General features: G+C 46.5%; 1 protein-coding gene. It reads right to left on the bottom strand.

Translation table 11 applies throughout. From position 1 onward, the window contains the following. Positions 1–63: 63 nt before the first annotated feature. The gene (locus VME0621_RS26685; protein ID WP_065311720.1) at positions 64–13,200 is read right to left on the bottom strand and encodes a VCBS domain-containing protein; all 13,137 of its coding nucleotides are present in this window, start codon (positions 13,198–13,200) and stop codon (positions 64–66) included. Positions 13,201–13,406 lie beyond the last annotated feature (206 nt).

The raw sequence follows: 13,406 nt of genomic DNA, 5'->3' as shown, positions 1-13,406 counted from the left end.
CTTCTTAAACACTAATATTAACTAGTTTAACCAACGCCCTTGCTGAACAAGGGCGTTTTGTTGTTAGCGAGTCGGGTCATCTGGTAATGTTGGATCTTGCATATCTTGATGATCATTATCAATATCTTGGAAGTGCTCAATATCATTTTGATCACTATGATGCGCCACATCACTTTGATGTTCGGTCGTAATATCATGCTGCTCCGCGTCATCAAATACAATATCAAGATCATCAGGCAACGCGCTTTGCTCTGTAGGCTGAAGCCCCTCTTGCTGAGTAATACCTAATTTATCCAGATATTTTGAAGCATCATGTTGCTGATGGTCATCATTACCCGACGTTACATCGCTAATTCCTAGTGCAGACATTATCGTTAGAGACTCTCCATCCGCTACCGCGTTATCGTCCATCGGCTCATCATTCAAAACTGGAGGTGGTGGAGGCGGCGGTGGGTTGATATGGCTATGTGTGTGTCCTTGAAGGTCTTCAGTCGTAACAGCACTTACTCCTGTTGCTGAGTTGTGGGTTGTCACTTCCGTTGCAAAGTAGTGATGGCTGCCACTTATGGGCTGAGATGAAACCAGCGTAACGTGTCCGTTTGTTGGCACGGTGTAACTGCCATCTGGGTTTGCGTGAATCGTATGTCCAGCACTTTGCAAAGTGACATGAGTTTGCAAATGCGTTATCCGGATATCCGTGACAGTTTCATCATGAGAAGAGAGCTGAGCGTGGATATTTACATCACATTCATAATGGCCTTGGCTTTGAACAGGAAAGTTCGCTGGAAGTTGCCCTTTTAGCACAGTACCGTCACCCAGAATGATGTTTTCGATGTCTTCCAATTCCATCTCTTCGTGTCCATCACTGAGCTTTTCACCATGGTCACGCAAGCGTGGAGCGTTTTGGCGATTGTAGGCACCAAGGATTAACGTGTCTGAACCACTTCCCCCCTCTATTTCCTTGTCTGTCAGACTGCCGCCAATATAAAGAATGTCATTACCACTTTTCAGTTCTGCTTCTTCTGTTAAGCGCCCTTGCACAATAATAATGTCTGAGCTGCCATGCCCATTTATCTCATGATGACCACTTGTCGTTGTGGCGGAATGCCCAATGCGGTGAGCGTAATCTCGAACGGTGGTGGCAGTGATGGTTGGGGTCACATGACGAGCATGCCGAGCATCAACAGACACACTGATTGTCGGTGGCGTGTAAGGCACAGGGTCAGTGTGACCATTAATGGTCATGGTAACCTGTTGGCTGGTTTTACCACCATGCCCATCATCCACCAACACAGTAAAGGTGTCGTGCAGCACATCACCATCATTTAACGCGTTAACGCGTGAGTTAGCATTATCGAGATGATATGTCCAAGTATTACTATGACTATCCAGTTGTACCGAACCATAACTCGCACCATGGCTTGGATCGAGACTCAAACTGAGCGTATCCCCGTCGGTATCATGTGTCGTCAGTTGTCCGGTTGAGGTTAAGTTGCCATCTTCGGTCACTACGTGTTTGCCCGCACTTTGACCTGGTAGCACTTTTTCTGAAACCGTCGGGGCATCATTGGTTCCGGAAACGGTGATCACTATGTCATGCGTGGTGCCATCTTTTGCTTGGACGGTAATGGTTTCTGTATCTGTCTGGCCTTGCTTAAGCTGCTGTACAACAGGGTGATTGTTGTAAAGGTTATAGGTCCAGTGACCATTACTATCAATGTGCGCATGCCCATACCCTTTACTGCCGACAATACCCACACCGCCTTGCACAGCAATAAAACCTTGCGTGCCATCTGGGTCAACTACATTTAAAACCCCAGCTGTTTGGGTGTGAAGATCTTCTTGAGCTCGACCCGTTGAATCACCAGTGAAAACTGCAGGGTCAGGAACCGCGACGATATTAATTAGGTACATTCCAGGTTTAGAATCCGTATGACCATCGTTTGCCGTATATCGAATACCCCCTAAGCCTCCTGTATTCACACTATGGTAGTTCGGTGTTGGGGTATAGATTAATGAAGCCAAATCCGCAGCGGCTACGTCATCACCAACAGAAATTGCCTGCCCGTTGAGTGTCAGTGAACCATGAGCAATATTGGTAATGGTGATGTGATGTAATGAATCCCCATCAATATCTGCGTATTTGAAGTCGGCTTTGCTGAAGTTGTGAGGTTTATCCTCCAGTAAACTAGTAAAGCTTGAACCAACCGTCGGCGCATCATTTATCGCATTCACATTGATGACCATGGATGCGCTCGCCGAGTCTTGATGACCATCATTAGCACGGAACTCAAAATGGGCATAATTAGCGCCGCTCTGATTTTGTATTGGTGTGAATGTTAAATGACCCGCGTCTATATCGGCTTTAGAAACTTGTTGATTGGCAGTGACCGCCAGACCATTCAAGGTTAACAGACCGTGAGAAGGTAACTGAGTAATCGTGATGTGGTTTAGCGCATCATGGTCAGCATCTTGGTAGCCAAATTCTGCAGCGGTGAAAGTATGACTTTGGTCTTCGTCGCTTGTGACCGTTTGTGGTGTCACCGTTGGTGCATGTTGAGCTGGCGGCTTAACCTCTATAGATAGCGTATTTTGCGAGGAATCATTAACTGGGGTACCACCATCGTCTCCGACTCGATACACCATATTTGGTACTTTTCCAGTGAAGCCCGCTTCAGGAGTAAAGATGTAGTGACCATTAGCTTCAATAGCCAGTGTGCCAATTCCCGCTATGGCATGAGGATGACCTGGAGTGACCGCCACGTAGTTTCCCGACACAGGATCTTTTATCTGAATGTCCTGAAGAACGAGGTGAGCATTCGAGTCTGAGTCAGTCGCCGCTGCAGCTGTACCCTGTGCGGTGCCTACACCAGAAATGAGGTTGCCTTCAATGGGTCCCGTGTTTTGAACGCCCGAGTCAGTGAAACTATGTATCGTTGGTCTATCCGTCGAGCCACTGATTGTCACTGAAATCGAATGTTTAGTGCCGTCTATCGAGGTGATTTCGATACTGTCAGTTAAGGTCTGGCCGTTATCTAAATTCTGAATGTTTGTATTGCTGTTGTCGGCAGCATAGACCCACGACCCACTTGGCTTAATCAAGAAGTGACCATAGGTTCCATCTTGCGATATTTGGTGCTGACCTTTGAGATCTAATGCCGCCTCACCTTGTCCGTCAACATCAGAAATCACAAGGCTTCCACGACAAAATAGCGCATCTTGAATGGTGGTTGAACCGGCAAATCGAGTGTTGTGTTGAAGGTTGCTGTCTTCAACAAGGCCTGCTGAATCGCCAGTAAATGTTGCCGCATCATTAACGGCAGCTAAGTTCATTGTGGCGGACGTCGATACTGAAGCGCCATGTTCATCTTTGACGTCATAAGTAAACTGTACCTGCCCGTGATAGTTTTTCTCCGGAGTGAAACTGAAGGTTCCATCTAAGTTATCAACCACCAGCCCATGATCAACACTCAAGTTGTGCACACTCAATAGACTGTGGTCATCCACATCACTGGCATGGGCGAGTAAATCCGCCGCGTTCAATGTGACTGGCGTGTCTTCTGTGCCTTGAGATAAGCTCACCACGGAAGTAACGACAGGCGTGTCGTTGGTACCGTGCACGGTGACCGTAATAGTTTGCTGAGCCGAGCCATCAATCGATTCAACCGTAAAGGTTTTCTGGTAGCTTTGCCCGTCGCCTAAATGCTGCAGCTTGGCATTGCCTATTGTGTACTGCCATCCGCCGCGAACATTGATAGAGAAATGTCCCCCTTCTGGCGTATCAAAACTCTGAGTAACGAACCCCGCTTGACCATGATCGGGGTCGATAACATGTAAATTGCCTCCGCTCCACACTTGATTTGGAGTACTTCCCGGTGACAGGTTGTCTTCATAAGCATGATTATCTAATGACGAATATTGTCCAACGACAATACGAGCTTGATCATCTTCTCCAATAACCTTAACGATGATGTTGAGTCTCTGACCATCACTGGTTCTGACCTGATAAGGGATCTCCATCGATTCCCCTTTATGAAGGCTATCGATCAAATCATCGGCATGTCGATTACGAGCTGATTCCAGTCGGAACTGATAAGAACCATCAGGCCAAACAGTTAGATCTCCTGGAGCATAACCTTGTCCCATATATCGACCGCTAAAGGCAAATTGAGTGTGATCACCCGTGTCGGGATCCGTAAGTTGTAAGTTGCCATGGTAAATCGACGTTTTACTTAATAAGGCTTCAGACTCTGACATTTGGATAACATTGGATGTCAACACTGCTTTGTCATCGGTACCTTCAATCGTTAAAGTTGCCGACTGCGGTGTCTGCCCTCCATGCCCATCATTAACAAGATAGCTTACTACGACTTGCTGGGCTTGACCCACGGCAAGATGCTGAAAAGTTGAGTGTGTTGCATCAACAATCACAGAATGTCCATCTGCACCTAAAACCAAACCGTCAGGCAGACTAGTCGTTGCGGTAGCACCATCGACTGAATATTTGATTTGGGATACAGACAATGCATCCCCTTCTTTGTCTGTTGCGCCAGTTAAAAGATCAACGGAATGATTATTGGTTGAGTCCTCTTTGATACTATCAGTAATAGGTTGAACGTCAGGGCGGTCGTTGACTGCAGCTAATGTCGTGTTTGCGCCTGTATGCGCAATTCCGCCATGCCTGTCAGCAACATCGTAAGTAAAATGAACGGAACCGTTGTAATTAGGGTCTGGATTGAAGGTAAAACTGCCATCCGAATTAGCGGTAATACTACCGTGGTCTGCTGTTAGATTTTGAGCGTGCAGCCAACCTCTGTCGTTTGAATCGACATCTGTAGCGTTGGCAATAAGTTGTGCCTGCGTAATATGTATTGACGAGTCTTCCTTACCAGACGGTAACGTCACCTCACCACTCACTACTGGCACATCGTTGTTACCGCGAACAACAACCGATACACTTTGTGAGACCTTACTGCCATCGGTAGACACAGCCTCGATGGTAAAGTGCTCCCAGTATTCATCTCCATCGCCTAGTTTTGTCGCTTTACTCTGGTCTACATCATAGTGCCATTGGCCATCGGCACTCAGATGGAACGAACCGTACTGGCCACTAACACCACCTGTAGGTGTTGCTGTCCAGTTTACAGAGTCATGAAGGTCAGTATCATGAGCCGTCACGCTACCTGCAACAGAGGCGCCAGTTTGAGCATTCTCTACAACATGACCAAGCTCGGATTTAGAGTCAATGACGACCCCATCCTCGGTTCCATTGACTTGAACTGTAATAGGGAATTCAGTGCCGTCAGTGGCGATTAGCTTGATCGATTCCGTAAGTGATTCACCGTGTTTTAACTCTTGAACGTGAACATTAGAGTTGTCTCCGATATAACTCCATGAATGTTCACCTGCATGTGGCCCACTCACTAAGGTATGAAATTGAAACTTACCATACGGAGTGGTCACATCTAAGTCACTGCCCAGATCCCAGGTATATTGTTGTCCGGCAAATTCAACCGTCACTTGTGTATTCGGACTGTCTACATCTGTGATTTGTAACGCTTGCCAGTCGACGGCATCCATGATGTTTACATTGGTCGACATATGCGTAGCGACATCTTCCGTGGCAGTGCCATGATCAACGCCTGAAATCGTGGTTTTGTCGTCAACTGCAGCAAGAGTAGTATTTGCTCCGGTGTGTGTTGTTCCTCCGTGAGCATCTAACACATCATAGGTAAAGTGGATCTGTCCGTTGTAGTCTTTGGCGGGAGTAAATGTATAAGTGCCGTCTTGGTTATCTCTTATAGAGCCATGATCAACTTGAAGGTTGTCCACATGCAGCTTACCTGCATCACTGCTATCAACGTCCATACTATTGGCCAACAACTGCGCTTGAGTGATCGTTTGTACCTGATCCTCTTTTCCAGAATTGAGTTGCACCTCACCAGAAGCAAACGGCGAGTCATTATCACCGTGGATAGTAATAACAACATCATGAGTCGTGCCATCCGCACTTCGGATGGTAATAGTATCGGTTAGTTTTTCACCTGTATTGAGTGCGTCGATTTTTCTACCTACCGCACTATCGCCTACACCAACGTGATAATACCAATCACCGTCAGGCTGGAGTATTAAACGGCCATACTGTCCAAAATACTGATAGGCGGGAGCATTGTTATCAAAGTGCGCCTCGCCCGAATCATGATCAACAATGTCCAGTTTTCCTGAGGTATGTATCGAATCATTCCATAAGTGAGAAATAATACCTCTCTGATAGTCAGGAGAGCGATCGGCATAGGTTGACTCGTAGACATCTCCACTATCAGCTCCAGTAATCTGCGCTGCATCATTGGTGCCTGTTACCGTGATATTGAGATCTTTAGTCGCGCTTGATCCATGCTCATCCGTGACGGTAACTGGAATGGTGATAGTCTGAGTCTGACCTTTCGCTAGGTGGTCGTAGCTCGCATTGGTTGGATCAAACGTGTAGCTGCCGTCAGCATTGAAAGTTAGCCCATCCACAGACTTGGCAATGGAGTAGACTAATGTCGCACCGTGGTCGATGTCACTTCCCTGCATCTGGCCATTAAGCAGCGAAGCATCTTCATTCACGGTTTGAGTTTGCGCGACTAGAGTCGGTTTATCATTGGTACCCACGATATCGACAGTAATCACATGGGTGTCACCGCCAAGTGTTTGTACCTGATATTGAACGTGCTCTGTTTGACCTTGAGCTAAATGTTGTAAGTTTCCATTCGGGACGCTATAAATCCACCCGCCCGCTTTGTCTATTGAGAGGCTGCCACCATAAGGATCGCTAATCGCATGAGCATTCAAGGTTTGATGGAAACCACGTTGACCGATATCCGGATCTTTTGCATCTAGAACACCGCCAGTAAATACTGTGTGTCTTGCGTCGCCTTGCACGTGAAGATCTTCTGTCACTGAGCCAGTGCTTTGACCAGTAATGATTGCCGCATCATCGGTGCCCTTAACGAGTATTTCCACTTTCTGAGTTGCGCGGGAACCATCACTAGAAATAGCGACGATGTTGAATGCCTCTGCCTTACCATCACCACTTCTCAATGAATCAACTTTTGAAGCATCCAAGTCATAATGCCAATGCCCAGCTGGATCGACGTAAAAGGTACCATAGCTGCCTGCTTGAGATGACGCAGAGCCTGCTAATTCAAAAGAGACATGATCGCCCTTATCGAGATCGTGCGCCTGAAGCATACCAACAACAGTCGTTTTGATATCTTCAACTGCCGTTCCTATAGCGGCTGTTAGCGCATCTGGAGTGTCAATAATGACATGATCGTCTTGACCTTGGATGGTCGCTGTTACTGGAATTCGAGTACCATCTTTTGTGATGAGCACCATAGTGTCCTGAAGCTGCTGCCCAGTTTTTAGTCCTTGAATTTCAGAACTAGCGTTATCGGCAGTGTAGCTCCATTTATTGTGGCCGTCGGTACTGTGTGTCGTTGAGAAATAGCCATGGTTTGCCGTCAGACTCATGCCAAAATCTGCAGGCACTGCATGCTTGATGCCATTCACTTCAATAAAGGCGACTTCTGCATCAGAAGCACTATCCACATCGGTGACATCTAAATTCGTCCAACCAGACCAGAGTTGCCCAGCGGTACCCGATCGCAAATGATCCTCGGTCACCGAGCCTGAATCCTGTCCAGCAGCCAGCACACTTGCGTCATTGGCGGATGCAAGATCGAGCGACGCACCTGATGGTGTTGAGCCCCCGTGCACATCATTGATGTCGTAACTGAAATGTACTTTGCCGTGATAGTTCAGCTCTGGCGTGTAAGTATAGGTTCCATCATGGTTATCGCGAATAGAACCATGGTCAGCAAGCAAGTTGGAGACCGTCATCAACCCTGCATCGTTGCTGTCGACATCAACAGCATTCGCCAGCAAATCCGCCTTGGTGAAGGTTTGGCTTACGTCCTCTTTACCAGACTGCAACGTAACTTCTGACGAAACGTAAGGAGCATCATTATCCCCGTGTATGGTAATAACGATGTCGTGAGTGGTTCCATCTTTGGAATGAACGGTAACCGTATCGGTGAGAGTTTCCCCTTTACCCAACTGGTCGATTGTTGAGCCGACGGTGGTCTTGGGAGAGCCTAAGTGCCAATCGTGAGTACCCGCAGCAACGGCATAGTCCCAATGCCCATCTGGACGAAGCAGTAAGTGCCCATATTGACCGCTATATGAATACACCTTGCCATTGGGGTCAAATTCGCTTTCACCAGAATCAGGATCCACAATCGTCAGTTGACCGCTTGTTGTAAGCGAGTCTTGACCAATAACCCCAACGCCGGGCTGTGCATAGTCAGGAGACTTATCCTGCCCTGCTTGATTCTCATTTACATCACCGGTATCCACACCGCCAATAACCGCGGCATCTCCTTTACCTTGGAGGTTTATGGTCAAGTTTTGCGTCGAATTTGCACCATGTTCATCGGTCACTGTCACCGGAATATCAATGATCTTGTGCTCACCGTCTTTGAGCTGTTGATAGCTAGTATGAGAAGGGTCAAACGAGTAGCTTCCATCGGCGTTAAATGTCAGACCATCAATAGCGTGAGCTATCGAATATGTGAGCGTCGCACCATGGTCAATATCTCGGCCTTGCATCTGTCCGTTAAGACTGTTGCCATCCTCTGTCACTGCCTGTGTTTGTGCACTGAGTGTTGGCGCATCATTAGTGCCGTGTATATTTACTTCAATCGTAAACGTTGTCCCATCTTTAGCTCGAACCACGCATTGATCGGTAAGCACTTCACCTTGACTTAACGACTGAACTTGGGGCTGATGGTCTCGGATCGTATAGGTATAGTGGCCATCGCGCATCAACAGAATATGACCGCCAAGCTTGGTATCATAGCCTATGCCGTTATAGGTTTGCGGGCCGTAGTTAATATCAAATTCCGCTTCCCCTTGATCGGGGTCGACGATGTCTAGTTTACCTTCAAAGTGAAGCTCATCATGGGTATCGATATACCCCCTATCTTCTGTAACACCCGCTAAATGATGGTCGGTTGATGCGTAGCTCATTTGCGCATTATCTGAGACAGGCTTGAGCACCGAGTTCGCTGAGGTGACAATACTTCCACCATGGCCATCATGAACTTCGTAGTTAAAACGCACTGGTCCGTTATAGTTGAGTTCTGGGGTAAATGTGAACGAACCATTGTGATTATCTGTAATGGTGCCAGCGGAAGAACCATCTGCCTTGAGTGCGATAAGTCTGGACACTGATAGATGTCCCGCATCATTTGCGTCTACATCCGATGCATTGGCAAGCAAGGCGGCACTGCTGATGATATAAGGCTTGTCTTCATTGCCAGGCGGCAATAGCACTGTCGAGGAAACTTCAGGATCATCATTGGTACCATGTACCGTCACAGTAATGACTTTTTGCGCAGAGCCATCTTTTGATTCAACGGTAAATTGCTCTTGAAAGCTCTCTCCCTTACCCAATTTCTGAATCGCAGCCAAACTGTTGTCAATGTGATACTGCCACATGCCCGTTTCTGTCACCGTGAAGTGACCTCCGTGGGCCGACACTAATGTTTGAGGCTTCAATTGATCGTCATCATGGTCAGGGTCAATAGCCTTAACGATACCCGTTGCAAATAGCTCTGTAGGGTACGCCGGAGACGTCATCGAATCTTCGTGTAAGTGATTGTCTGTCGTACCGTAATTAACAACAATCTGAGCGCTATCTTCTTCACCATGAATGGTCACGGTGACAGGTTTTGTCTGTCCATCGGCGGTCTCTACATTGAAGGTCTCGGTGATACTCTCACCCGGTTTTAATGCAGCAACTGTTTTTTGAGCATTGGCAGTGCCAATATAGTTACCATAAAGGAAGTACTCGTAATGGCCATCTGCACGGAGTGCGAGGGTACCCAGTCTCGAGCTTGATTGATAGATCATATCGACGAACTGCGGGTTGTCGTGAGTGTCTATATCCGTCAGTTGAAGTGTTCCTTTGATAGATGTGCCATGATAAGTATGCTCGGCAGCAGCTTCACCGATATTTATCGAGCTAGATACCAACTGGGCGTTATCATCGGTACCGACAATTTTTACAGTAACACTTTGAGGCGTCGAAGCTCCGTGACTATCCGTTACATTGTAACTCAACTCAAATGTCGCAACCTCGCCTTGAGCAAGATGTTGGAATGAAGAACTGGACGGGTCAACCTGCAAATGCCCATTAACTATCCCAAAGCCGTCAGGAAGCCTCTCGATATGGCCATTCACCTTAACTTGAAAAAGACTACCCACGCTGAGCGCGTCACCATCCACATCTTGAGCTTGGGATAATAAGTTGATGTCCAAGTGTTGAGACTGGTCTTCATGGAACTGAGCGGTTATCGGGGTTACTGTCGGCTTATCGTTAGTTCCTTCGATAACAAAAGACAGCTCTTTTTGAGCTTGCCCACTCGCAGTATCAGTTACAATGACAGTTGTTTTCACAGTTTGTGTGTCGCCAACTGCTAAATTCTGGTACGAGGCGTGACTAGGATCGAAGGTATAACTGCCATCTGAGTTGAATGTCAGGCCATCAATTGGGTTTGAAGTGGTGTACGTCAGTAAGTCTTGGTCCACATCGGTAGCGACCATTTGACCATGGAAAACCGCGCCATCTTCTTTAACTGACTGCGACTGCCCTGCCATCATTGGCAAGTCGTTCGTACCCGTAATGGTAAACTTGAGCTCCTCTCGATGTGTACCGCCAGCCGTATCGGTCACGGTGACCATGGTCGTAACGACTTGAGTATCACCTTTTGAGAGATGCTGATAAGAAGCATGGCTTGGATCGAAGGTGTAACTGCCATCTGGGTTAAACGTCAGGCCATCGATTGGGGTTGAGGTGGTATAAGTCAGTAGGTCTTGGTCCACATCGGTGGCGACCATTTGACCATGGAAAACCGCGCCATCTTCTTTAACTGACTGCGACTGCCCTGCCATCATTGGCAAGTCGTTCGTACCCGTAATGGTAAACTTGAGCTCCTCTCGATGTGTACCGCCAGCCGTATCGGTCACGGTGACCATGGTCGTAACGACTTGAGTATCACCTTTTGAGAGATGCTGATAAGAAGCATGGCTTGGATCGAAGGTGTAACTGCCATCTGGGTTAAACGTCAGGCCATCGATTGGGGTTGAGGTGGTATAAGTCAGTAGGTCTTGGTCCACATCGGTGGCGACCATTTGACCATGGAAAACCGCGCCATCTTCTTTAACTGACTGCGACTGCCCTGCCATCATTGGCAAGTCGTTCGTACCCGTAATGGTAAACTTGAGCTCCTCTCGATGTGTACCGCCAGCCGTATCGGTCACGGTGACCATGGTCGTAACGACTTGAGTATCACCTTTTGAGAGATGCTGATAAGAAGCATGGCTTGGATCGAAGGTGTAACTGCCATCTGAGTTGAATGTCAGGCCATCAATTGGGTTTGAAGTGGTGTACGTCAGTAAGTCTTGGTCAACATCGGTGGCGACCATTTGACCATGAAAAACCGCGCCATCTTCTTTTAATGACTGCGACTGCCCCGCCATTACCGGTAAATCATTGACGCCATCAATTTCTATCTTTATCTCATGAGTCGTTCCATCAACCGATGCTACAGTAAACGTTTCATGTAGCTCATCACCTTTACCTAATTGTTGAACTGCAGCTTGTAAGTTATTAGCTTCATAGCTCCAATGACCATTAGCATCAATATTCAAACTACCAAATTGACCGACAAGTACTTGTGACGCAAAGTGTGCTTCGCCTATGTCAGTATCAACAACCGTTAGGTCGCCTTGCGTCTTTATGCTGCCATTTTTGACATGCAAATCTTCTACGACTGCACCGGAGTCGATCCCAGAAATGACAGCATTATCATCGCTCCCACCGATAACTATTTGGATATTTTGACTCGTGTGGTCAGCGGTATGGATTGATATTGTTTCAGTAATTTTCTGTTGAGAAGAGAGCTGCTGTACTGCATTGAGGCTGTTATCAACTTGATATTGCCAGTGCCCTTGTTCATCAATAGTTAATGTCCCAAATTGCCCTTTTATTACCTCCGCTAACGTGTGCGATTCACCGTGGTCAATATCATGTACTCGAACTTGTCCTGCAACGGTAAGTAAACCAGAGGAGTCAACATTAATGTCTTCTTGAATGTGACCAGAAACTTGACCTGTAACCTTAGGGATGTCATTAGTACCCGTTACTTGAATAACAAAGTTTGCATGAGATGTCAGTCCCACTGAATCAGTCACAGTTACGGGTACCGTGAGTTCTTTAATCTCGCCCTCTTTCAAGCTCTGATAAACAGTATCCGTCGGATCAAAAGTGTAAGTGCCATCTGGATGCAGTGTTAAACCATCCACCTGAGTATTGGTAGCAAAACTTATGGTTTCATTGGTGTTTTTGTCTGCTGCAATCAATTGACCGTGTACAATCAGTCCGTCTTCTTTCACTTGCAATTGCTGGTTAAGAAACTTCAGCTTATTAGCGACATACTGTTGAGTAGGTCCCGGAGCTCCAAGTAAATCGCCTTGCTCATTTTCAGATGACTGCTGATTTTCGTGATTATCTGCATTTAGCAAGCTTTTACTTTTACCTTTGGCAGAAGGTTCATTATTGTTCTTTGCCAACAAGTCGCTTTCAGCAGAGCTATTAGAGCCGTCTATGGATGATGAGAAATGTTCTTTCGTTGTTACTTGGATAATTTTAGGGTCATGGCCAAAAAGTAAATGCGGATTTGTAATGGCGTGAACATGATAATGATTCAGTTGGAGTCGAGCACTAGGGGTTATTTTATTACCTTCCTCTATCGCCAAATTTGCTTTTGGTTCAATGAGTTCTTGTTTTGACACTAAATTGCTTGAGCTTACTTTAGGCGACTCTGAATGAATAGCTTGATGCTCAGTCTCAACAAGCTGCTCAGTGCTAAGCAGACTTTCACCGTTTTGAGCACTTGCATGTCTAGTAGCTAGAGAAGGTAATATCAGAGCTAAAGCAGGAGGCAAACCGACTTGGTATCGCAAGGTACTAAAAAGTCGACGTTTTTTTTCGTTTTTTTTCTGGTTCTTACGACTAACGGTCTTTTGGGGTAGAGTTTCCTTTATACTCTGGCCGCTTTTGGTCTTCGCTTTATCACTCTTTTTATCCGTCATTCGTCCATTCCTAACTTCTAACTCTTTCATAAAGTTAAGGATATGGATGACGATTTTGCTAATTATTCTTATCGGTTTTGCTTATTTTTCTATATAGAATCAAAACAAGAATTTCATAACAAGTTGGTCTAAGTCAGCAAAACAAATCAAGCTAATATAAACGACAATAAGTACTGCGATCATCAAGTAGTAACAAGCCCGTTTTG

The organism is Vibrio mediterranei, from assembly GCF_900088415.1.
Taxonomy (GTDB): domain Bacteria; phylum Pseudomonadota; class Gammaproteobacteria; order Enterobacterales; family Vibrionaceae; genus Vibrio; species Vibrio mediterranei.
Note: the sequence above shows the minus strand (reverse complement) of the source record. Positions and strands in the feature narration are given on the sequence as shown.

Bases quoted from the DNA above. Each gene is read 5' to 3' on its own strand.
- VME0621_RS26685 (WP_065311720.1), bottom strand. From the start codon at position 13,200: ATGACGGATAAAAAGAGTGATAAAGCGAAGACCAAAAGCGGCCAGAGT.